The 23,406-nt window shown below is 69.8% G+C and carries 16 protein-coding genes; 1 reads left to right on the top strand and 15 read right to left on the bottom strand.

Going from position 1 to position 23,406, the window contains the following annotated elements; genetic code table 11:
- Positions 1-29 precede the first annotated feature (29 nt).
- From ACIQ5Y_RS30045 to betA, 9 genes are all read right to left on the bottom strand, one after another.
- Positions 30-632 carry a sarcosine oxidase subunit gamma gene (locus ACIQ5Y_RS30045; RefSeq protein ID WP_403887276.1) on the bottom strand — a complete coding sequence of 201 codons (603 nt, stop codon included), beginning with the start codon at positions 630-632 and terminating at the stop codon, positions 30-32.
- Positions 625-3,843, bottom strand: coding sequence for a sarcosine oxidase subunit delta family protein (locus ACIQ5Y_RS30040; RefSeq protein WP_403887273.1), 3,219 nt, complete (start codon positions 3,841-3,843; stop codon positions 625-627). The genes ACIQ5Y_RS30045 and ACIQ5Y_RS30040 overlap by 8 nt, the downstream gene beginning before the upstream one ends.
- A gap of 11 nt (positions 3,844-3,854) precedes the next feature.
- Positions 3,855-5,087 (bottom strand): sarcosine oxidase subunit beta family protein, encoded by a 1,233-nt coding sequence (locus ACIQ5Y_RS30035; RefSeq protein ID WP_403887271.1) that lies wholly within the window; start codon positions 5,085-5,087, stop codon positions 3,855-3,857.
- 70 nt (positions 5,088-5,157) lie between these two features.
- Positions 5,158-7,599 carry an FAD-dependent oxidoreductase gene (locus tag ACIQ5Y_RS30030; protein WP_403887268.1) on the bottom strand — a complete coding sequence of 814 codons (2,442 nt, stop codon included), beginning with the start codon at positions 7,597-7,599 and terminating at the stop codon, positions 5,158-5,160.
- 213 nt (positions 7,600-7,812) lie between these two features.
- The gene (locus tag ACIQ5Y_RS30025; RefSeq protein WP_403887265.1) at positions 7,813-8,790 is read right to left on the bottom strand and encodes an ABC transporter substrate-binding protein; all 978 of its coding nucleotides are present in this window, start codon (positions 8,788-8,790) and stop codon (positions 7,813-7,815) included.
- Positions 8,791-8,805: 15 nt separating this feature from the next.
- Positions 8,806-10,782, bottom strand: a complete 1,977-nt coding sequence (locus tag ACIQ5Y_RS30020) for an ABC transporter permease (protein WP_403887262.1) — start codon at positions 10,780-10,782, stop codon at positions 8,806-8,808.
- The gene (locus tag ACIQ5Y_RS30015; protein ID WP_403887259.1) at positions 10,782-11,873 is read right to left on the bottom strand and encodes a glycine betaine/L-proline ABC transporter ATP-binding protein; all 1,092 of its coding nucleotides are present in this window, start codon (positions 11,871-11,873) and stop codon (positions 10,782-10,784) included. The genes ACIQ5Y_RS30020 and ACIQ5Y_RS30015 overlap by 1 nt, the downstream gene beginning before the upstream one ends.
- Positions 11,874-11,893: 20 nt before the next feature.
- Positions 11,894-13,363, bottom strand: coding sequence for an aldehyde dehydrogenase family protein (locus ACIQ5Y_RS30010; RefSeq protein ID WP_403887256.1), 1,470 nt, complete (start codon positions 13,361-13,363; stop codon positions 11,894-11,896).
- A 198-nt stretch (positions 13,364-13,561) separates the two neighbouring features.
- Positions 13,562-15,232 carry a choline dehydrogenase gene (gene betA, locus ACIQ5Y_RS30005; RefSeq protein WP_403887253.1) on the bottom strand — a complete coding sequence of 557 codons (1,671 nt, stop codon included), beginning with the start codon at positions 15,230-15,232 and terminating at the stop codon, positions 13,562-13,564.
- Positions 15,233-15,382: 150 nt separating this feature from the next.
- Between betA and ACIQ5Y_RS30000 the strand changes: the two genes are divergently transcribed.
- Complete coding sequence (locus ACIQ5Y_RS30000; RefSeq protein WP_403887250.1) at positions 15,383-16,180, top strand: IclR family transcriptional regulator; 798 nt, start codon at positions 15,383-15,385, stop codon at positions 16,178-16,180.
- A 48-nt stretch (positions 16,181-16,228) separates the two neighbouring features.
- Here ACIQ5Y_RS30000 and ACIQ5Y_RS29995 read toward each other — a convergent pair whose 3' ends face one another.
- From ACIQ5Y_RS29995 to ACIQ5Y_RS29970, 6 genes are all read right to left on the bottom strand, one after another.
- Positions 16,229-17,362, bottom strand: a complete 1,134-nt coding sequence (locus ACIQ5Y_RS29995) for an aromatic ring-hydroxylating dioxygenase subunit alpha (protein ID WP_403887247.1) — start codon at positions 17,360-17,362, stop codon at positions 16,229-16,231.
- Positions 17,363-17,492: 130 nt separating this feature from the next.
- Complete coding sequence (locus ACIQ5Y_RS29990) at positions 17,493-18,695, bottom strand: NAD(P)/FAD-dependent oxidoreductase (RefSeq protein WP_403887245.1); 1,203 nt, start codon at positions 18,693-18,695, stop codon at positions 17,493-17,495.
- A complete protein-coding gene (locus ACIQ5Y_RS29985; RefSeq protein ID WP_403887241.1) occupies positions 18,692-19,054 on the bottom strand; it encodes a bifunctional 3-phenylpropionate/cinnamic acid dioxygenase ferredoxin subunit in 363 nt (120 codons plus the stop codon). The genes ACIQ5Y_RS29990 and ACIQ5Y_RS29985 overlap by 4 nt, the downstream gene beginning before the upstream one ends.
- A gap of 274 nt (positions 19,055-19,328) precedes the next feature.
- The gene (locus tag ACIQ5Y_RS29980; RefSeq protein WP_403887238.1) at positions 19,329-19,961 is read right to left on the bottom strand and encodes an MBL fold metallo-hydrolase; all 633 of its coding nucleotides are present in this window, start codon (positions 19,959-19,961) and stop codon (positions 19,329-19,331) included.
- Positions 19,961-21,046, bottom strand: a complete 1,086-nt coding sequence (locus tag ACIQ5Y_RS29975) for an S-(hydroxymethyl)mycothiol dehydrogenase (protein WP_403887235.1) — start codon at positions 21,044-21,046, stop codon at positions 19,961-19,963. Before ACIQ5Y_RS29975 ends, ACIQ5Y_RS29980 begins: the two co-directional genes overlap by 1 nt.
- A gap of 185 nt (positions 21,047-21,231) precedes the next feature.
- Complete coding sequence (locus ACIQ5Y_RS29970) at positions 21,232-23,334, bottom strand: trypsin-like serine peptidase (protein WP_403887443.1); 2,103 nt, start codon at positions 23,332-23,334, stop codon at positions 21,232-21,234.
- Between the last annotated feature and the right edge of the window lie 72 nt (positions 23,335-23,406).

Below are 23,406 nucleotides of genomic sequence, written 5' to 3'. Positions count from 1 at the left end.
CAGTCACCTTTGCCACCGAGCCGGGCCACTCACCCGTATTCCACGGCCGCGTCCAGCAGCCAGTCCATCAGGTAGTCGGCGAAGGAGGAACGCACCAAGACCCAGAAGCCTGCCCTGGGATCGTCGCGGGCCACCAGGAGGACGTGGGTGCGGGCCAGTGTCGTCTGGGCCGCACGGCCGGGACCGAAGGCGCACGGGTGCAGATCGAGCGAGCAGCCGTGGGCGAGCAGGTCTCGGGCGCGCGGTCCGCCGACCAGGACGGTGGTGCGCTGGGCGGAGACGTCGGTCACGGAGACGGGTTCGTCCCCGGAGGCCGAGCGGATCCGGCTCTTCAGGTCCCGCTGGGTGCCGGGGCGGCCCACCACCAGCCATTCGTCGGGGCCGATCCATACCGCGGTGGAGTCCCCGGCGCGCACGACGGTGCCTGGTTCCAGGGGTAGTTGGAGTCCCAGGGCCAGGCCGACGGCGTCCGCCGCCGGGCCCTTGGCGTCGAGGCGGACGTTCAGCTGGGCCAGGAAGGGGACTTCGGCCAGACGGACGGCGCCGCGCGAGGAGCGTGTCGTGGCGGCCATGCGGTCGGCGGCATGGCCCAGGGGGCTGCGCCGGCGTGCGGTCGGGGCGGTGTCAGCCATCGCGGCGGGCTCCCTCAGTGTCGTAGAGCACGGGGTTCGCGACCGTCACCGGGATCAGCCGGTCGCCGACGGGCGCGTAGACGCGTTCGCCGATACGGTCTCGGCCGCCCTTGATCAGGGCGAGGGCGAAGGTCCGGCCGAGCGTCGCGCTGCGGTAGCTGGAGGTGACGTGACCGAGCATCGGGACGGGCGGGGCGGGCAGCTCTCCGTCGGCGACCAGGTGGGTGCCCTCGGGAAGGAAGGCGGTCGGGTCCTCGGGGAGCAGGGAGACGAGGTGCTTGCGGTCGGGGCGGACAGTGTCGGTGCGAGCGTGGGAGCGCTTGCCGAGGAAGTCGGGCTTCTTCTTCGACACCGCCCAGCTCATGCCGAGGTCGTGCGGGGTGACCGTGCCGTCGGTGTCCTGCCCGATGATCGGGTAACCCTTCTCGGCGCGCAGTACGTGCATGGTCTCGGTGCCGTACGGGGTGATGCCGTACGGGGCGCCGGCCTCGTACAGCTCCTCCCACAGGGCGAGGGCGTCCCAGGGCGACACGTTGATCTCGTAGGCGAGTTCGCCGGAGAAGCTGATCCGGCACACGCGCGCCTCGACACCGGCGACTGTCGTCTCCCGCCAGGACATGAACGGGAAGTCGGCGTTCGACACCGAGAGTTGAGGTGCCAGCGCGCCGAGGAGCTCGCGGGAACGAGGGCCTACCAGGGCCACGGTGGCCCACTGCTCGGTGACCGAGGTGCAGTGGACCCGCAGTTCGGGCCACTCGGTCTGCAGCCACTCCTCCATCCAGTCCAGGACCGCTGCGGCGTTGCCGGTCGTGGTGGTGATCAGGAAGCGGTCCCGCGCGAGCCGGATCACCGTGCCGTCGTCGAAGACCATCCCGTCGAGACGGCACATGACGCCGTAGCGGATCATGCCGACCTTCAGGGTGCTCATCATGTTGGTGTAGAGCCGGTCGAGGAACAGCGCGGAGTCCGGGCCCTGCACATCGATCTTTCCGAGGGTGGAGGCGTCCATGAAGGCAACTCCCTCGCGGGCGGCGCGGCACTCGCGCAGCACGGCGGTCTCCATGTCCTCGCCGTCCCGCGGGTAGTACCAGGGCCGCTTCCACTGGCCGACGTTCTCGCAGAGCGCGCCGTGCTCGGCGTGCCACACGTGCAGCGCGGTGGTGCGGATCGGGTCGTGCAGCGCGCCGCGGTTGCGGCCGGCGAGGGCGGCGAAGGAGACCGGGGTGTACGGCGGTCGGAACGTGGGCAGGCCGAGCGCCGAGATGTCCACGCCGAGGAGTCCGGCCACGACCCCGCTCGCCAGGACACCGGCGGTCTTGCCCTGGTCGTTGGCGGTGCCGGCCGTGGTGTAGCGCTTGGTGTGCTCCACCGAGCGCAGGCCCGCCCCCGTTGCCCGTGCCAGGTCGTCGACCGTGACGTCGCGCTGGAGGTCTACGAACCGGGGTGTGCCGGTGCGGGCGGGGATGGTGAAAACCTGCATGGGCGGGGTGTACGGCTGGGCAAGCGTTGCCGGGAGGGCGGGCGCTGCGGCGGTGTAGCCTTCCGCCTCGACCGCGCGGGCGCCGGCCGCCGCGCCCTGCGCGAGGACCGTGGCGAGGTCGAAGGCCCCGTTCGCGCTGCCCGCGGCCTCGACCGCCTGATGGCAGCCGGCGGGAACGAACGTGCCGAGCACGTCGTCGTGGCGGAGCTTGCCGCCCGCCTGGCTGTACAGATGCACGACCGGGTTCCAGCCCCCGGAGACCAGGAGCAGATCGACGGCGAACTCCCGCTGTTCGGCGGACTGCCCATACGGGGCGACCGTCACGGCGGTGACGCGGTCCTCGCCCCGCGTCCCGGTGACCGCGTGCCCTGCGAGCACCTCGATCCCGGCGGACCGAGCACGCTCGCCCCACTCCCCCGGCTCGGACCGCGTGTCGACGATCACCGCGATGTCCACTCCCGCAGCCGCCAGGTCGATTGCGGCACGGTAGGCGCTGTCGTTGGTGGTGAACACGGCCGCGTGCCGGCCGGGCAGCACGGCGTACCGGTGGAGGTACGTCCGGGCCGAGGCGGCCAGCATCACCCCCGGGCGGTCGTTGTCGCCGAACGCGATCGAACGCTCGTGGGCGCCGGTGGCGAGGACCACGCGCCGGGCACGGATCCGCCAGACGCGCTCGCGGGAGACGTGGTCCGGGGCCTCGGCGCCGAGGTGGTTGGTGCGGCGTTCGACGGCCAGGACATGGTTGTCGTCATAGTGGCCGAAGACGGTGGTGCGGAGCAGGACACGTACCTCGGGGGCGGCTTCGAGCCGGGCGCGCGTCGCTGCGACCCAGTCGAGGTGTTCGCCCGTGCCGAGCAGGCTGCCGCCGGGTTCCGGCTGGTCGTCGGCGAGGATGACGCGCGCGCCGCTCTGCGCCGCCACCGCTGCCGCCGCCAGGCCGGCCGGGCCCGCGCCGACGACCAGTACGTCGCAGTGGGCGTGGACGGCGTCGTAGCGGGCGGGGTCGGGTTCGGTGGCGAGGCGTCCCTGGCCCGGGAGACGGCCGGCGACCAGGCCCTCGTAGAGCTCGACGGTCGTGGCGGGGAGCATGGGCTCGGGGAAGGGGGCCTCGATCTGGACGACCGCGTTGGGTTCCTCCACCCCGGCCGTGAAGATTCCCCTCGGACGGCCGAGTTTGGTGCTGGTGGCGGCCTGGACGACGCCGTTGGCGAGGAGCGCGGAGGCGAGGGTGTCGCCTCGGTAGCCCTCGTACCGTACGCCGTCGAAGGTGAAGGCCAGTGGTTCGCCTCGGTCGACCCGGCCGCCTCCCGACAGGCGCAAGGCCTGACCGGGGTCACCCAGCGGGGGGAACCGCGGCATCGTCGTCGACTGCGGGCCGGTGCTCGTGCGTCGCCGTTCTGGTTCGCCCTGCACATGCGCAGGTGGGGGCGCCTCCGGACGGGCCGGCCTCGGCTCGACCGGTGCCGGACGTTCCTCACCCACTTGGTACACGGCCAGGATCTGGTTCGTCGAGGTGTCCCGCACGGCGTTGAACCACCTACGGCAGCCGGCCGCATGGCTCCAGCGCTCGGCGAAGGGGCCCTTGGGGTTGTCGCGGAAGAACAGGTACCGCGCCCACTCTTCGTCGGTGAGGGCTGCGGGGTCCTCGGGGTACGCCACGTGTGCCTGGCCGCCGTAGTGGAACTCGGCCTCGTCACGGGGCCCGCACCACGGGCAGGGGATGAGCAGCATGGTTCGGCTCCCTAGTGGGCCACCGCGGCCGCGCCGTGCTCGTCGACGAGCGCGCCGGTGGTGAAGCGGTCGAGCGAGAAGGGGGCGTTCAGGGTGTGGGGCGTGTCGTGGGCGATGGTGTGGGCGTAGACCCAGCCGACACCGGGGGTGGCCTTGAAACCACCGGTCCCCCAGCCGCAGTTGAGGTAGAGGTTGTCCACCGGGGTGAGGCCGATGACGGGCGAGGCGTCCGGGGAGACATCGACGATGCCGCCCCAGGTGCGCAGCACGTGGGCACGGGCGAAGACGGGGAAGAGTTCCAGGGCTGCGGACATCTGCTCTTCGATGATGTGGAAGGCGCCGCGCTGGGTGTAGGAGTTGTACGCGTCGATGCCCGCGCCCATCACCAACTCGCCCTTGTGCGCCTGGCTGACGTACACGTGGACGGCGTTGGACATGACGACCGTGGGGTGGACCGGCTCCAGGAGTTCTGAGACGAGTGCCTGCAACGGGTGGCTCTGGAGGGGGAGTTCGATGCCCGCCATGGCGGCGAGGACGGAGGTGTGACCGGCCGAGCACAGGGCCACCTTGCCCGCGGCGATCGGACCCCGCGTGGTCTGGACGCCGACCACCCGCCCGCCGGCCACGTCCAGCCCTGTGACCTCACAGTTCTGGATGATGTCGATGCCGGCGGCGTCCGCGGAGCGGGCGAAGCCCCAGGCGACGTGGTCGTGCTTGGCGATGCCGGCGCGCGGCTGGTAGGTGCCGCCGAGGACCGGGTAGCGCACGTCGGGAGAGATGTTGACGATCGGGCAGACCTCTTCGACCTGCTCGGCGTCGAGCCACTCGGCGTCGACGCCGTTGAGCCGGTTGGCCTCGACACGGCGCACGCTGTCACGTACGTCCTGCATGCTGTGGGCGAGGTTCAGCACTCCGCGCTGGGAGAAGAGGATCGGGTAGTCGAGCTCCTCCTCCAGTCCCTCCCACAGTTTGAGGGCGTGCTCGTAGATGCCGGCGCTCTCGCCCCACAGGTAGTTGGAGCGGATGATCGTGGTGTTACGGGCCATGTTGCCGCCGGCCAGCCAGCCCTTCTCCAGGACCGCGACATCGGTGATGCCGTGGTTCTTCGCCAGGTAGTGGGCGGTGGCCAGGCCGTGTCCGCCGCCGCCCACGATCACCACGTCGTACGACCGCTTGGGTTCGGGATCGCGCCAGAGCCGGTCGGGGTGCTCGGGCAGGGCGGCGCCGGGGGTGCTGGGGCTCATCGGACGTCTCCGCCTTCCGGAAGGTGTGGGTGGAGCGGATGCCTGGCGGCGCGTGTCTGCGTGCGGGCCGTCAGCCACGGAGGCGGGACATGGCCGGGTCGAACAGGGGCTCCTGGGCGGCGACCGCCTCTACGCGCTGGTCGAAGTAGCCGATGTGCAGGGTGGTGCCGGGGACGGCGAGTTCCGCCGGGAGCCAGGCGTAGGCGATGCCCTTGCCGATCGTGTAGCCGTAGGCGGCGCTGGTGACGTAGCCGACCGCGCGGTCGCCGTCGTAGACCGGCTCCTTGCCCATCACGACGGCGTGCGGGTCGTCGATCGTGAGGCAGGTCAGCTTCCGCCTTACGTCGGCCCTGCGGTGCTCCAGCGCCGCCTTGCCGATGAAGTCGGCCTTGTCGGGCTTGACTGCGAAGCCGACGCCGGCCTCGTACGGGTCGTGTTCGAAGGTCATGTCGGTGCCGAAGGAGCGGTAGCCCTTCTCCAGGCGCAGGCTGTTGAAGGCGCCACGGCCGGCGATGACGCCTCCGAGCGGCTCGACCGCGGCCCAGAGGGTGTCCCACAGCTTCTGGCCGAGGTCCGCGGTGGTGTACAGCTCCCAGCCGAGCTCGCCGACGTACGACAGACGCATCGCGGTGACCGGGACGCTGCCGATGTGGGCGCGCTTGGCCCGGAAGTACTTCAGGCCGTCATCCGAGAAGTCGGCGTCGGTGAGGGGCTGCAGGACTTTGCGGGCGAGTGGTCCCCACAGGCCGATGCAGCAGGTGCCGGCCGTGATGTCGCGAACCTGGACCGGTTCTCCCCCGGCGGGAAGGTTGCGGGTGAACCAGTCGAGGTCGAGGTTGCCGTTGGCTCCGACCTGGAAGAGGTCGCGGGCGAGGCGGGCGACGGTGATGTCGCTGCGGATGCCCCCGTCGTGGTCCAGGAGCAGGGTGTACGTCACCGAGCCGACGGACTTGTCGACCTTGCCGGTGCACAGCCGCTCCAGGAAGGCGGCGGCACCCGGGCCGCTCACCTCCAGGCGCTTGAGGGCCGTCATGTCGTAGAGGGCGACGGTCTCCCGGGTGACCTGGGCCTCGGCGCCGACGATGGGCGACCAGTACCGCGCGGCCCAGTCGTTGGGGGTGGGGATGGAACGGCCTTCGGCGAGCGACGCGTTGGCCTCGTACCACTGGGGGCGCTCCCAGCCGTTCGCCTCCAGGAAGAACGCGCCGTGTTCCCGCTGGCGGGCGTGGAAGGGGCTCGTGCGGATCGGGCGCGGCTCACCGGACGGCTGGAGGGGGTGGAGGATGTCGTAGACCTCGACGAAGTTACGGCAGTCTCGGGCCAGGACGTACTCCGGGGACAGCTGGTGCGGCTCGAAGCGGTTGACGTCGCACTCGTGCAGGTCGAAGGAGGAGCAGTAGCCGTCGACCAGCCATTCGGCCATGGCGCGCCCCACGCCGGCGGAGTGGGTGACCCAGACGGCCTCGGCGACCCAGAAGCCCTCGACGTCCGGGGACTCGCCGAGCAGCGGGTAGCCGTCGGTGGTGAAGGAGAACAGGCCGTTGATGCCTTCCTCTACCTTCGCCTCCTTCGTCGCCGGAAGCAGGGACCGGGTCTCGGTCCAGGCGTCCTCGAAGTCCTCCTCGGTGAACTTCAGGACCGAGGGCATCCCCTCGGCCGCGTCCACGGACAGGATGTCGTCGACGGAGACGGGCATCGGGCGGTGGCCGTAGGAGCCGATGCCGATGCGGTCGAAGCGGTCGCGGTAGTAGAGGTCGGCGTCCTGGTGGCGCAGGATCGGGCGCAGTGCCTCCTCGGTCTGACCAGCGAGGGCGGGAACCGGGCCGGTCCAGGCGAGTTGGTGGGCGAGCGGGGTGAGCGGCAGGTTCATCCCGGCCATACGGGCGATTTTCGGGCCCCAGATGCCGGCGCAGCACACGACGATGTCGGCGGGGAGCTCGCCCCGGTCGGTCAGCACGCCGGTCACACGGCCCTCGCTCTTCGTCACGTCGAGGACCTCGTGGCGGGCCAGGAAGGACACTCCGCGCTCGGTGGCCCGGCGGATCTGCGCCTCGACGGCGAGGACGGCGTTGGCGAGACCGTCCGTCGGGACGAGGAGGCCGCCGAGGATCCTGTCGCGGTTGACCAGCGGGTGCCGTTGGACGCACTCCTCGGGGCTCAGCAGGTGTGCCTCGATGCCCCAGGCGGTGATCCAGCCGTGGCGGCGGTGGAGTTCGGTGAGGCGCTCGGGGGTCGTGGCCACTTCGAGGCCGCCGACCTGGAGGAAGCAGGGCTTGCCGTCCACGTCGAGGGAGCAGAACTTCTCGACGGTGTAGCGGGCCAGTTCCGTCATGGTCTTCGAGGGGTTCGTCTGGAAGACCAGGCCGGGGGCGTGCGAGGAGGATCCCCCGGTGGCGGGGAGGGGTCCCTGGTCGACCACGGTCACTTCGGTCCAGCCCCTGGAGGAGATCTCGTCCGCGAGGGCCGCTCCCACGACGCCCGCTCCGATGATGACCACTCGGGGTCCCGCCATCGTCCAACCTCCGAACTCGGAAACCGGCCATGTTGCTTTTTGCGCAACTTGATTCAGGCTGCGCAACTCAATGTGCCCGCCGCCGAGGAGACGTGTCAAGGCATCCGTGGCGTCGCGGAACGGCCCGGGACACGGCAATGCCCGGCGGGCGGCGCGCCACCTGCGCACACCGTCCGCCGGGCATCGTCGGCCGGCCCCTTGTCGACCCCCGTGCTATTTCAGCCAGGCCTCGACCTTGTCGTGGTTCGCGTCGACCCACTTCTTGGCTGCCGCCTCCGGGGACATCTTGTCCACCGCGATGTACTTCGCCACGGCGTTCTGGTCGTCGTTCGTCCAGTTGAAGTTCTTCACCAGGTCATAGGCCGGACCGCCCGATGCGGCGAACTTCGCACTGACGATCTTGTCGAGCTCGTACACGGGGTAGTCGCACGCGACCTTCTCCGGGTCGGCGTCGCAGCCCTCCTTGTACTCGGGCAGCTTGACCTTCACGAGCGGTACCTCGGACATGAACCACTGTGGCTCGTAGAAGTAGCCGATCACCCATTCCTTGTTCTTCTCCGCCTTGCGGAAGGTCTGGATGAGGGCGGTCTCGCTCCCCGCGTACACCACCTTGTAGTCCAGGTTCAGGTTCTTCACCAGGGCCTCGTCGTTGGTGACGAACGACGGGTCACCGTCGAGGAGCTGCCCCTTGCCGCCCGACTCTGACGTCTTGAACTGGGCCGCGTACTTGCCGAGGTTCTGCCAGTCGGTGATGTCCGGGTGCTCCTTGGCCAGCCACGGCGGCACGTACCAGCCGATGAGGCCCTTGTTGCCGGTCCGGCCGGCTTCGACGGCGGTCTTCTGGTCGGTGATGTACTTCTTCTTCAGATCGTCGTGCCCCCAGTTCTCGATGACGGCGTCGACCTCGCCGGTCCCGAAGCCCTGCCAGGCGATCTCTTCCTTCAGGTCCTTCTTGACCACCTTGCAGCCGAGTTCGTGCTCCGCGACGTAGGCGACGACCGCCGCGTTCGCCTCGTAGCCCACCCACGGGTTGACCGCGAGGTTGAAGGTGCCGCATTTTCCCGAGCCGCCCGAGCCGCCGGATCCCGAGGAGCCGTCACCGATCTTCGCACCGCCACAGGCGGTGAGGGTGAGGCCGAGGACCACCATGCCGGCCGCGCCGGCTCTCCACTGCCTTGCTTGCCTTGCCATTGGTCAGTAGCTCCTTCATGCGCTGGTGCGCCGCGCGGCTGCCTGAGTGATCCGGTCGAACATGACTCCGAGAAGGACGATGGCCAGCCCTGCGGCAAGCCCCTTCCCGTACAGCTGTCCTTGCGAAAAGCCGGCCACGACGTCGTAGCCGAGGGCGCCCGCACCTACCAGGCCGCCCACCACAACCATCGACAGCACGTAGATCAGCCCCTGGTTGGTCGCGAGAGTCAGGGCGCCGCGTGCCATCGGCAGCTGGACCTTGGTGATGATCTGCCAGGTGTTGCACCCGGCGGAGGTCGCCGCCTCCACGGTGGTCGCGGGCACGTTCCGCACGCCGTCCGCGATGATCTTGATGGCCACGGGCGCCGCGTACACGACGGCCGCGACGATCGCGGTGAACCGGGTGGCGCCGAAGAGGGCCAGGAAGGGCACCAGATAGACGAACGGCGGCATGACCTGTGCCGCGTCCAGGCTGGGCCGCACCAACCGGTCCACGAGATGGCTGCGTCCCATCCACACGCCGAAGACGACACCGAGCAGCATCACCAGCACGGTGGCCACGACGGTCGAGGCGAGTGTCGTCATGCTGTCCGACCACAGGCCCGTGCCGACGAGCAGACCGACGCACACCGCGGTCGTCGCTCCGGCGCGCCATCCTCCGATCGCCGCACCGAGCGCGACCAGGACGATGCCGACCAGCCACCACGGCGAGTCGGTGAGCAGGGCCTGGAACGGGTTGAGCAGGCCGTGGGTGATGGTGTCCCGGAAGGCATTGGTCAGGCCCGACAGGTGGTCCTGTAGCCAGGTGGTCGTGGTGTCGGCCGCGCTCGCGATGCCACTGCCGACGTTGCCGTCGCCCGGGAACTCGGCCGCCCAGACGTAGGTGTGGGACAGGTAGACCAGTACCGCCACCGCGATACCGCCCGCCGCCAGCAGCAGCCGGCGCGACGTGAGGAGGTGGTCTCCGGTGCGGCGTGCCGCATCGGCGCGTCCGGCCGCCGCCGTGGTGACCCGGTCGAGCACGATGGCCATGATGACGATGGCCAGGCCGGCGTTGAAGGCAGTGCCCACATCGAGTGACTGCAGGGCTTGGACGACCGTCTTGCCGAGGCCCGGCGCGTCGATCAGGGCAGCGATGGTCACCATGGCCAAGGCGGACATGATGGTCTGGTTGACGCCCATCACCACGGTGCGCCTGGACATCGGCAGCAGCACTTTCAGCAGTTGCTGCGAGCGCGTCGCACCGAGCGAGTCCGCCGCCTCGACGGTGGTCCGGGGCACGGAGCGGATGGCGTGCGCGGTGATGCGGATGGCGGGCGGCGCCGCGTAGATCACCGTGGTGATCACGGCGGCGGCCCCCCCGATGAGAAAGATCAGGGTCAACGGAGCGAGGTAGACGAAGGTGGGCATCGTCTGCATGAAGTCCAGGAAGGGCGTCGTGATCCGGTTGAACCGGTCGGAGAGACCTGCCCACACCCCGAGCGGGATGCCGATGAGCAGCGCCACGATGACAGCCGACAGGGTCAGCGCGAGAGTGTCCATGCTCTGCAGCCACAGGCCTTGCAGCCCGAAGAAGGTGAAGCCGGCCACGGCCAACAGGGCGACCCGCCAGTTGCCGACGGCCCAGGAGACGTAGCCGGTGAGCCCGACGACGCCGAGCCAGCCGATCTGCGGGACCGGACGGCCCCCCGAGGGCTGGGAGATCAGGGACCGTACGAAGGTCACCAGGTTGTCGATGACCAGACGGATCTCATTGAAGAAGTACAAGAAGAGCGGATTGGAGTTGCGGTCGGCTCCGACGGTGTCGTTGACATCGTTCAACCAGCGGTGCAGAGAGGTGAGATCGGCGGCCGCGAGGGCCAGCGTCTGCCGGCCGCGCAGCGCGGCGAAGAGCACCAGCCAGCCGATCAGGATCGCGGCCACCACCACGGGGCGGCTGACCTTCCCGCGTACGGTCGCGGCCGGCGCGGTCGCGGTGGCGGCGGCGGTCATCACGCACTGCCCTGCCGGCCTGCGACCACGGAGAGGATCTCCTCGTGGCCGACGACGCCGAGCAGCTTGCCGTCTTCGACGACCTTGACCGCCTTCTCGGCGGCCAGCACCGCCCGGATGGCCTCGCGCACCACGACGTCCGCGCCCAGCTCGGGACCGTCGAGGTCGTCGCCGGGCTGCGCGGGGCGCATGATCCAGCGCAGCGTGAGTACGTCGCCGCGCGGCACGTCCTTGACGAAGTCCCGTACGTAGTCGTCGGCGGGAGCGCCGACGAGTTCGTCCCCGGTCCCGCACTGCACCATCCTGCCGTCCCGCATGATCAGGATGCGGTCGCCCAGCCTCAGGGCCTCGGAGAGGTCGTGGGTGATGAACACCATCGTCTTGCCGACCTCGTGGTGCAGGCGGATGACCTCGCTCTGCATGTCACGACGGATCAGCGGGTCGAGCGCGGAGAACGGCTCGTCGAAGAAGAGGACGTCGGGGTCCCCGGCAAGGGCGCGGGCGAGGCCGACGCGTTGCTGCATGCCACCGGAGAGCTGGTCGGGGTAGGCGTTCTCGTATCCGGCGAGACCCACCAGTTCGACGACTTCAAGGGCCCTCCTGGTGCGCTCGGCCTTGCCCATGCCGCGGATCTCCAGACCGAAGGCCACATTGTCGACGACCCGGCGGTGGGGCAGCAGCCCGAAGTGCTGGAAGACCATGGAGAACTTGCTGCGGCGCAGCTCACGCAGTCGTTTGGGGTCGGCGCCGCGGATGTCCTCGCCCTCGAAAACGATCTCGCCCGCGGTGGGCTCGATCAGCCGGGTGAGACATCGCACCAGGGTGGACTTGCCGGAGCCGGACAGGCCCATGACGACGAAGACCTCACCGCGCGACACCTCGAAGTCCACGTCGCGCACGGCGGCGGTGCAACCGGTGCGGTCCATGAGCTCACGGCGGGTCAGCCCGCACAGTTCCTCGGACTCCGGCACCTGGTCGGCCTTCGGCCCGAACACCTTCCACAGTCGGCGCACGGCGATGACCGGGGTGCGGCCCTCGGGATCCTGGGACGTGCCGCGCCGCTGCGACACCTCGGTCTGTGCTGCGGTCACGATCGACCTCATTTCGGCGTTCAGCCGCGGAACCAGCGCTGCGGCCGGGGTTGGATGTTCTGCCAGACGTGCTTGGGCTCTCGGTACTCGTCCAGGCCGGTCGGTCCCAGCTCACGGCCCACACCCGAGCGCCCGAAGCCACCCCATTCCGCTTGCGGCACATAAGGGTGGTAGTCGTTGATCCACACGGTCCCGTGCCGCAACCTGCGCGCGACCCGTTGGGCCTTCCCCGCGTCCTGCGTCCAGACGGCTCCGGCGAGCCCGTACTCCGTGTCGTTGGCAATGCGGACCGCGTCGTCCTCGTCACGGAAGCGCTCGACGGTCAGCACGGGTCCGAAGGACTCCTCGTGCACCACACGCATGTCCTGCCGGCACTCGTCGAGGACGGTGGGCGGGTAGTAGAAACCGCGTCCCAGCGCGGGATCGCCGGGCCGTCCACCGCCGCAGCGCAGTACGGCGCCTTCGCCGAGGCCCGCCTCGACGTACCTCTCGACCTTTTCCAGGTGCTGTGCGGAGATCAGTGGACCGGTCTCGGCCTCGGGGTCGAAGGGCCCGCCCAGACGGATGAGCCGGGCTCGGCGCACGACCTCGTCGACGAAGGCGTCGTGCAGAGAGTCCTCGACGATCAGGCGTGCGCCGGCCGAACAGACCTGGCCGGAGTGCAGGAAGACGGCCGTGAGCGCGAAGTCGACCGCGGTGTCGAAATCAGCGTCGGCGAAGACCACGTTGGGGTTCTTGCCCCCGAGTTCCAGGGCGACCTTCTTCACCGTCCCGGCGGCGGCGGCCATGACGCGGCGGCCCGTCTCCAAGCCGCCGGTGAAGGACACCATGTCCACGGCCGGGTCCTCGGACAGCGGCGCGCCCACCTCCCCTCCGGCGCCCAGGACGAGATTGGCCGCGCCGGCCGGGAGCCCGGCCTCCTCGAGCGCCTTCATCAGCAGGATCGAGGTGGAGGGCGTGAGCTCGCTCGGCTTGAGCACGATGGTGTTGCCCGCGAGGAGGGCCGGCGCGACCTTCCAGGACGCCTGGAGCAGCGGATAGTTCCACGGGGTGATCAGTCCACAGACACCGACGGGTTCGTAAGTGACCCGGCTGAGGGCGTCGTCACGTCCGGTGTCGATCACCCGGCCGGCGTTGGTGCCGGCGATGCCGCCGTAGTAGCGGAAGCAGGAGACGACGTCGGCGATGTCGTACTCGCTCTCCACCAACCGCTTGCCGGTGTCGAGCGACTCGGCGCGGGCGAAGTGCTTGGCGTCGCGCTCGAGTATGTCGGCGCTGCGCAGCAGCAGTGCGCCGCGTTCACGCTCGGAGGTGCGCGGCCAGGGGCCCTGGTCGAAGGCGCGCCGGGCCGCCGCGATCGCGGCCTCGGTGTCGGGGCGCGTTGCCTCCGACACCGTCGCGACGAGAGTGCCGTCTGCCGGACAGCGGATCTCCCGGTGGCCGCCGCCCGCCGGAGCGCGCCATTCTCCGTCCACGTACAGATCTGCCACGCCATGCCCTTCGAACGGGAATCCGTTGCGCATTGTGCATTGCATTGCTTGTGATGAAACCCTGGCCGAACGGGCCAACGGTCGTCAAGAGGTCGGTGGTTCGCGATTTCGCCATCGGTCCGGTCGCCCGTCCACTGTCGGCTGCACCTCGCGGCGGGCGCGGGCGAGCATCGCCCGCAGGGCCTCGGCGCGCACGCTCTACCCGGTCTGCTGCCGGGCGTCGCGGTGACGGTAGTACGCGGCCTTGGAGGGCGGCAGGGGCTCCTTGCCGAGGATGAGGTCGGCGGCCTTCTCGGCGATCATCATCACAGGCGCGTAGATGTTTCCGTTGGTGACGTACGGCATGACCGACGCGTCCACCACGCGCAGCCCGTCCAGCCCGTGGACCCTCATGCTCACCGGGTCGACGACGGACATCTCGTCGGTGCCCATCTTGCAGGTGCACGAGGGGTGCAGGGCGGTCTCCCCTTCCTCGGCCACCCAGGCGAGGATCTCTTCGTCCGTCTCGACGGAGGCTCCGGGCGAGATCTCGCCGCCGTTGTAAGCGGCGAGCGCAGGCTGGTTGAGGAGTTCGCGGGCCACCCGGATCGCCTCGACCCACTCACGGCGATCCTGCTCTGTGGACAGGTAGTTGAAGCGCAGGGCCGGGCGCTCGCGGGGATCGCTGCTCTTGATCTTGACGGAGCCCCTGGCATCGGAGTACATGGGCCCCACATGCACCTGGTAACCGTGGCCACCGGCCGGTGAGGAGCCGTCGTAGCGGACCGCGACCGGCAGGAAGTGGAACATCAAGTTGGGGTAGTCCACGTCCTCGTTGCTGCGGGCGAAGCCTCCCGCCTCGAAGTGGTTGGTGGCCGCGGGCCCCTTCCTGAACAGCCACTGCAGTCCGATGAAGGGGGCGCGCCACTTCGCCATGTACGGCTGCATGGAGACGGGCTGCTCGCAGGCGTACTGGACGTACACCTCCAAGTGGTCCTGCATGTTCTCGCCGACGCCCGGCAGGTCGTGGACGACGTCGATGCCGAGGGCGGACAGTTCGGCGGCGTTGCCGACGCCGGAGACCTGCAGAAGCTGAGGGGTGTTGATGGCACCGCCGCACAGGATGACCTCACCGGCCCGGACCTGCTGCGGTGCACCGCGCCCGCGCTGGTACTCGACGCCGACGGCACGCTTGCCTTCGAAGAGGACGCGGGTGACGAAGGCGCGGGTCTTGACGGTGAGGCCGGGCCGCTTGCGCACGGGGTGGAGGTACGCCTTGGACGCCGACAGGCGCCGTCCGCGGTGGATGTTGCGGTCGAAGGGGGCGAATCCCTCCTGCCGGTAGCCGTTGACGTCGTCGGTGCGGGCGTGGCCTGCCTCCTGGACTGCCTTCAGGAAGGCGGTGAAGAGCGGGTTGCCGGCAGGGCCGCGTTCCAGGACGAGGGGACCGTCGTGGCCGCGGAACTCGTCGTCGGGATCGGCCGCGAGACAGTTCTCCAACCGCCGGAAGTACGGAAGGCAGTGGGCGTAGTCCCAGCTCTCCATGCCGGGTTCGGCGGCCCAGCGCTCGTAGTCCATGGGGTTGCCACGCTGGAAGATCATGCCGTTGATGCTGCTGGAGCCGCCGAGTACCTTGCCGCGCGCGTGGTAGATGCGCCGGCCGCCCATGTGCGGCTCGGGCTCGGACTCGTACTTCCAGTCGTAGAAGCGGTTGCCGATGGGGTATGTCAGGGCTGCCGGCATGTGGATGAACACATCCCATGGATGGTCCGACCGACCCGCCTCCAGGACGAGGACCCGTTTCCCGGGGTCGGCCGAGAGCCGGTTCGCCAGTGCGCTGCCGGCTGATCCACCGCCGACGATGACGAAGTCGTAGTGCAGAGGAGCCATGGTGCCTCGTCTCGCTCGCGCCGTCGATTCGCGGGGCATGCTATTACGGGCATCGCTATACGCACTAGGTTGCGAACCACGCAACTTGCCGACCTGTGATCCGGGCAGACTGCTTGCAGAAACGTTGTTTACGGCGCCTATAGTTTCGCTATGAGCAACTTCAGTCCGGATGCCGAATCGCACGGTTCACAGGCCGGCGGGGTGCAGTCCGTCGACCGAGCCATCAGCGTGCTCGAGATCCTGGCCCAGCGCGGCGAGGCGGGCGTCAGCGAGGTGGCCGCCGAGATCGATGTCCACAAGTCCACCGCGTTCAGGCTGCTCGGCGCTCTGGAGACGCGCGGCCTGGTGGAGCAGTCGGGCGAGCGCGGCAAGTATCGGCTCGGCTTCGGCATCGTACGCCTGGCGGGCGCGGTCACGGGACGCATCGACATCACCCAGCAAGGACGTCCGGTCTGCGAGCGCCTGGCCGAGGAGATCGGCGAGACCGTCAACATCGCCGTGCTGCAGGAGCGCTACGCGATCAACCTCTACCAGGTGCGCGGTCCTGCCGCCATCACCGCGCACAACTGGGTCGGCCAGCTGACCCCGCTGCACGCCACCTCCAGCGGCAAGATCATGCTGGCCCACCTGCCCGCCAAGGAACGCGCCGCGCTGCTGGCGGAGTCCGGCATGAAGAAGCTGACCCCGCACACGATCACCGCGAAGGCGAAGCTCGAGAAGAACCTCGCCGAGGCCCGCGAGCGCGGCTACGCCTGGACGCTTGAGGAGCTCGAGATCGGACTGCACGCGATGGCGGCACCGGTCCGTGATCGCGACGGTGTGGTCATCGCCGCGATCAGCGCATCCGGACCCTCCTATCGGTTCACCGAGGAACGCATGCACGAGCTCGCTCCGGTGCTGGTGAAGGGCGCGGAGGAGGTCAGCCGTCGCATGGGGTACCTCGGCTGAGCGTCCATGCGCATGCGCACACGCTTCGGGTACCCGGCCCCACCCGCGCTACTCCGGCTGCCGGGTGCCGAGGCGCTCGTGCACCCAGGCATGGAAGACCCCGATGTGGTGCTCACTGGGTACGAGCACACCGCCCTTGGCGTACAGCCGGGAGCTCATGCCGGGCTGGGTGCGCTCGCAGGCGTCGAAGTCCTGGCGGTTGACACGGTCGAAGAGCTCCACGGACCGGCTGACGTCCTTGCCACCCTCCACCACGCCCGGCAGATAGAGCCAGTCGCACTCGACGATCGTGCGGTCGGCCGCAACCGGGTACATGCGATGGAAGATCACATGGTCGGGCACGAGGTTGATGAAAACCTGCGGCTTGACGGTGATCGCGTAGTAGCGGCGGTCCTGCTCCTCGGACACCCCCGGGATGCGCTCCAGGCCCTCGGAGCCGTCGACGGTGAAGCCCCGGATCTCCTCGCCGAACTCGGCCCCGTGACCGACGTAGTACTGAGCCGCGTAGCCGCCCGCGAACTCCGGGAGCACCTCGGTCAGCTCGGGGTGGATCGTGGCGCAGTGATAGCACTCCATGAAGTTCTCGACGATGAGCTTCCAGTTCGCCTTGACGTCGTAGACGATCCGCTTCCCCACCGCCAGGTTGTCGATGTCGTAGCGCTCGATCGACTCCACGTCGCCGAGGCGGGTGATCGCCGCGCCGATGACGTCCTCCTCGAAGGAGGGCGGGGTCTCCGCCAGGCACACCCACACGTAGCCGAGCCATTCACGGACGGCCACCCCCACCAGGCCGTACTCGGTACGGCCGACATCGGGCATCTTGGTTAGGTTCGGCGCCGCGACCAGCTTGCCGTCGAGGTCGTAGGTCCAGGCGTGGTACGGGCACTGGAAGGCGCGCTTGACCTCGCCAGTCTCCTCCGTACAAAGCTTGGCTCCACGATGCCGGCAGACGTTGAAGTAGGCGCGTACGGAGTTGTCCCGGGCCCGGGTGACGAGGATGCTCTCGCGGCCCACGTCGACGGTACGGAAGGCGCCGGGCTTGGCGAGCTCGGACGCGCGCGCGACGCAGAACCACATCGCTTCGAAGATGCGTTCCTGCTCCTGAGCGAAGACACCCGGGGCTGTGTAGGAGGAGCCGGGGAGAGTGGCGATCAGGCTGTCCGGCAGGCTTGTGGAGGTCACGCTGCACTCCTCGGGAATCGTCGTGGAAGGACCGGTCACACGCGGCAGGGCCTGACTTCGAGCCGCCGCCGCGCATGAAGCAACGCTGGGTACTGCATGCCACGCAGTGCGGGAGCCCGCTTCCGCAGTGTCACGACTTCGCAGCGGTGAGCTGCTTGCGCCAACGTGTGAACAGACGTGGCTGGTTCATTCCGAGCACGGCGACCGGCGTGCCGGCCCGCCGGTACACGGCCAGGAAGCTGCGCTCGTCCGTGGAGCCTTCCTCGACCGTCACGCTGTCGGCGCCGACGGCGTGCCCGACGAACTGGATCTTCACTCCGTACTGGTCGGACCAGAAGTACGGAGGCCGGGGCACACCCGGTGGCGTCGCGCCGTGTGCCAGCAGTGCGGCCACGGCAGTGTCGGGCCGTTCCAGCGCACCGGTCCAGTGCTCGACCCGGCGGCGACTGCCGGTATGCGGGTCGTACCAGTTGGCGCAGTCGCCGACGGCGACGACTCCTGCCAGGCTGGTGCGGCCGTCGGCGCCGCACTTCACACCGTTGTCGAGCGCCACGCCGGACCCCTCCAGCCACTCGACGCAGGGCCGGACGCCCACACCGACGACGACAATGTCGGCGGGGGTGCTCCGGCCGTCCTCCAGCAGTACGGCGTCGACCCTCCCCCGGGCTCGGTCCGAGGGAGCCCCCATCTCGCTTCGCCCGTCCTCGCTCAGCCCCTTGACCCCCACCCCGCACAGCAGCCGTACGCCGTGGTCGGCATGGAGGGCGGAGACGATGGCGCCCATGCTCTCGCCGAGCGGTCCGGCCAACGGTGTCGGCGCGGCCTCGACGACCGTGACATCGAGGCCGAGCGCGTAGGCGGTGGAGGCCACTTCGGCACCGATGAATCCACCGCCGATCACCACCAGACGCCCGCCGCGGGCCAGATCGTCGCGCAGGGCGCGGGCGTCGTCCAGCGTGCGCAGCACGTGCACGCCGACGAGGTCCTCGGTGCCGGGCAGCGTGCGCGGAGCCGCACCGGTGGCGATGACGACACCGTCTGCGCGGATCTCCCGGCCGTCGGCGAGCCGGATCGCACGCTCGGTGCGATCGAGCCCGGTGGCGCGGGTCGCGAGCACCCATTCCGCCTGCAGGTCCTCGTCGTCCCTCTCCAAGGCCAGATCCGCTTCGCCGAGGGCTCCGGAGAGGAACTCCTTGGACAGTGGCGGCCTGTCGTACGGGCGGTGGCGTTCATCGCCGATGACGACCAGCCGACCGTCGTACCCCCGTTTGCGCAACGAGCGCGCGGCCGACAGTCCGGCCAGGGAGGCGCCGACCACGGCGACGGTCCTCACGCGGGTCCCCCGGTCAGTCGGGAGGCGACGCAGGGCGGCAGGTCGGGGGCCCCGGTCGACAGCCGGACGTGGATCACGCCGTCCTCGACCACGACCTCGTGGGTCCGCACCGGCAGCTTGGCCGGCGGGGCGTCCACCGCTCCGGTCCTCAGGTCGAACTTCGAGGCGTGCAGCGGGCATTCCACCTCGCAGCCCTCCAGCCAGCCGTCGGCGAGCGAGGCGTCCTGGTGGGTACAGGTGTCGTCGATGGCGAAGAGCTCGCCGTCATCAGTGTGGAACACCGAGACCGGCGGATCGATGTCGAGCCGGTGGGCCTCGCCTCGCGGCAGATCCGCGAGACGGCACGCGGGAATCATCATGACACCTCGGTGCGTATAGCGAAACGGATTGCGGTGAGCGCAACGCAAGTCTGCTGGCCGCCCTGAACCGCTGTCAAGGCATCCAGAGGCCTGGTTGCGCGGGGTCCGGCGCCGGCTTTCCGGGTCTGCCGGAGCGACCTCGAAAGCGCGTGTGAGCAGGCCGGACAGGCCCCCTGCAGGGCGCGGTGACGACCCCGTGGCCGATTCCGTCCACAACGGTCCGCCACCCGGCCGGGGTCGTCGCGCGCATCGGGGCAGGGCCGTCGCCGCGCGCTCAGAAGCCCCGGTCGATCCACTCCTGGAGGTGCGGGGCCTCGGCCCCGATGGTGGTGGTCTCTCCGTGGCCGGTGTGCACGGTGGTGTCGCCGGGCAGCGCGAGGAGGCGTTTGCCGATCGAGTCGATGATGGTGGGGAAGTCGCTGTACGACCGCCCGGTCGCTCCCGGCCCGCCTGCGAACAGGGTGTCGCCGCTGAAGAGTGCGGCGAGTGCCGGGGCGTACAGGCATACCGCGCCGGGGGTATGACCCGGGGTGTGCAGGACGGTCAGTTCCGTGCCCGCGGCAGTGAGCCCCTGCCCGTCGATCAGCTCGCCGTCGGGCTGCCGGTCGGGATGGGTCTGATTCCACAGTGGCAGATCGTCGGCGTGCAGCAGGATCGGGGCGCCGGTGCGGTCGGCCAGTTGGGGCGCGGCGTCGATGTGGTCGTTGTGCGCGTGGGTGCACACGATCGCGCGCAGGGTGCGTCCGCCGAGGGCCCGTTCGATGGCGTCGGCGTCATGGGCGGCGTCGATGACCACTGCCTCGTCGTCGTCGCCCACGATCCACACGTTGTTCTCGACCTCCCATGTGCCGCCGTCCAGCGAGAACGTCCCCGACGTGATGAGACGCTCGATGCGGATGCCCGCCATCAGAAGACCACCACCGAGCGCAGGACATCACCGTGGCTCATGCGCTCGAAGGCCTTCTCCACCCCGTCCAGCGCGATGGTCTCGGTAACGAAGGCGTCCAGGTCGAGGCGGCCCTGCAGGTAGAGGTCGACGAGCATCGGGAAGTCACGGGAGGGCAGGCAGTCTCCGTACCAGGACGACTTCAGTGCCCCGCCCCGGCCGAAGACGTCCAGCAGGGGCAGCTCCAGCTTCGCCTCCGGCGTCGGTACGCCGACCAGCACCACCGTCCCGGCGAGATCGCGCGCGTAGAAGGCCTGCCGGTACGTCTCCGGACGGCCCACCGCGTCGATGACCACGTCGGCACCGAATCCGCCGGTCAGCTCGCGCACCGCCTCGACCGCGTCCGTCTCCTTGGAATTGACCGTGTGGGTCGCGCCCAGCTTCTTCGCGGTGGCCAGCTTGCGGTCGTCGATGTCCACCGCAATGATCTTCGCGGCACCCGCCAGGTTCGATCCGGCAATCGCCGCGCCTCCCACGCCGCCGCAGCCGATGACCGCCACGCTGTCACCGCGTCCGACGTTGCCGGTGTTGATGGCCGCACCGATGCCCGCCATCACACCGCAGCCCAGCAGCCCCACCGCGACCGCCGACGCGGCCCGGTCCACCTTCGTGCACTGCCCGGCCGCCACGAGCGTCTTCTCGGCGAAGGCGCCGATACCCAGCGCCGGCGACAGCTCCGTACCGTCGGTCAGGGTCATCTTCCGCTTCGCGTTGTGCGTGTTGAAGCAGTACCAGGGCCGCCCACGCAGGCACGCGCGACACTGGCCGCACACGGCACGCCAGTTCAGGATCACGAAGTCACCGGGCGCCACGTCGGTGACCCCCTCACCGACCGCCTCGACCACGCCCGCGGCCTCATGCCCCAGCAGGAAGGGGAAGCCGTCGCCGATGCCGCCCTCTCGGTAGTGCAGATCGGTGTGGCAGACACCGCAGGCCTCGATCTCGACCAGTGCCTCACCCGGGCCGGGATCGGGCACGACGATCGTTTCCAGACCGACAGGGGCGCCCTTGCTCCGCGCGACGACAGCACGGACCTGCTGAGTCATGGCCACTCCTCGACTGACAGAGGTTGGGATGTTGCCTATTACGGCACGCAACTCGTGTTCCGCAACACAGCATCGCGGAGGGCGAAGCAGCGGTCAAGGAACCTGTCATGCGATCCCCGACGGGTGGTTGTCCAACGCACAGGCCGGGGCGGGTGCGTCGTCGCACCCGCCCCGGCCGACGTAGGTCACCCGGTCGCTCTCGCGAGGAACCTGTCGATCGCCGCGGCGACTTCGGGGTGGGCGAGGTACTCCTCGATGTCGTGAGCCCGGTCGCTCGCGTTCATCACGGCGTGCTCCTCCGTCAGCTTGCCCCAGACCGGCTCCAGCGGGCAGCCGATGGCCACCGCGTCGGTCGGGCACCAGGCGTTGACCCAGTCGGTGACGGTCCCGGGGCGCTTGGTGCCCGGCGGGATGAGGCGGCTGTTGACCGCGTTCATCCCCAGTGGGCTGCCCGCGGTCACGAGGAGGGTGACCTTCATGCCCGGGGGGAGCCGGTTGGCGACGAGGTCCATCCCGACCACCGTGCCGAGGCTGTGCGTCACCAGGACCAACTCGCCGTCGTGCGGGATCTCCTCGAACACACGGTCCAGGACGGCGTTGCGGACCGCCTGATCACGGAGGTAGGCGTCCACGTCACGGAAGATGGTCGCGATGGCCAGCGCGTCCACGTCGGTCTTGGCCGCCAGCCAACTCAGTCCGCCCTGAAGGGATCCGACGAGCGCGCTGCCGAGGTTCTCCGTGGCCGTCTGCCCGTCCTGCGGCATGCCGGCCAGGACCGCCGCCTCCATGACGAGCTGCTCGTACGTCCCTTCCTCGGACTGGGCGGCGAACGTCTCCAGCGCTGCCACCGCGGGCGCGTCGACGGCGGAGCCGGGGATCGCCTCGTGCTGTCCGAGGACCTCGACGATCCGGTCGCCGTAGTACGGGAACCAGACGTCCGCCGGGTCGATGGTGGGGAGCCCGGCGCGTGTGAGTCCGTGGTTGAGCCCCCCGGTCCAACCGCGGCGGAGCACCTCGGGGTCCTTGCCCTGCTGGCTCCGGCCGTGCAGGAAGACCAGGTGCCGCTCTCCGCCGAAGGCGTCCTTCGGGGCCCTCACGCCGACGTGGGTCCTGGCAGGGGCGCGGACGGCGCCGGCGGCCGCCGGAACCGGGGCGGCGCCCGCCGCGGCGGCTTCCTGCGGGAGCGGGGCCGGGGCCACGGCAGGCGCGACCGGAGTGACCGGCGTCGCCATCGGGCCGACGGCGCCGTCCTCCCGGAGCCCGGATTCGGGGCCCATCTCCGACAGCAGCGCACGCTGTTCGGGAGGCAGCGCCAGCGTGGCGAGGTGCTTGAGGATCGAGCTGATCCGGGCGCCTTCGTTGGAGACGTAGTCGATGGTGTCGTCGCTGTCGATGCCCCGCCGCCAGATCTGGCCGTCCTTGCGCAGGATGCGGCCCTGGGCGTCCGTGTTCGGCACGCCCTGGTGGTGCAGCGCGACGACCTCCCACTGGTCGTTGAAGACCGGGGATCCGGAGTTGCCGGGCTCGGTGTCGGTCCGGTAGTGGAGGAACTCGTCCAGCCGCTGCACGAGGGCGTTGTCGCGGAGCGCGATTTCCTTGAGCCGGCCCATCGGGTGGCCGATGACGTTCACCGGTTCGTTCTGGACCAGTTTCCCCTGCTGGTTACTGAGCTGGTTCCAGCCGAACTTCGCGCCTGCGAGGCTGCCGTCGGCGGCGGGACGGACCGCCACCAGCGCGTAGTCGAGATGCTCGTCCGCCGTGAAGAACGTATCAGGGGCGAGCTCGAACCGGATCGCTGCGTCGGGTGTGTTGTCGATGCTGACCTGGGCGTTGAACTCCAGAAAGCAGCGCCGTGCCGTGTCCGCGTCCGGCAGCACGTGGTGGTTGGTGAGCAGCAGCCATGGGGAGACCAGGAATCCGGTGGCGTGCGGCCGTTCGAGGCCGTCCCGGAGGATCGAGATCCGGGCGACGGTGGCGGCCGCCCGGGCGCCCCGCGGCAGGAAGCTCCACGGCTGGAGGTCCTTGGTGAGACCGATGACCCGCTCCAGGGTCTCGGGGACGTCCATCGCCTCCGCGTGGACGCTCTCCACCGCCGCCGCCGGAGGGACCCCGCCGCGTTCGAGCAGGCGGTTGACCCGGGCGGCGATCCGCTCGGGGGAATCCGGGTACCGGACCCCGGCTGCGAGCTGCGCCTCGATCTCCTTCCGCTCCGCGGACGCCTCGCGATACCGCTGCGCCGCCGCCGCCTGTTGTTCCTGCTCTTCCCGGGATGAATCGGAGGGGAGCATGTCACTCACCGTTCTGTTCCTGAGGGTTTGCCGACGCCTTCCAGGAGGCGGACATGCGCCTCGATGCCGCAA

Origin of the sequence: Streptomyces sp. NPDC096339 (assembly GCF_044762985.1) — a bacterium.
Taxonomy (GTDB): Bacteria; Actinomycetota; Actinomycetes; order Streptomycetales; family Streptomycetaceae; genus Streptomyces.
The sequence above is the reverse complement of the archived record's forward strand: the minus strand, read 5'-3'. Positions and strand labels throughout refer to the sequence as shown.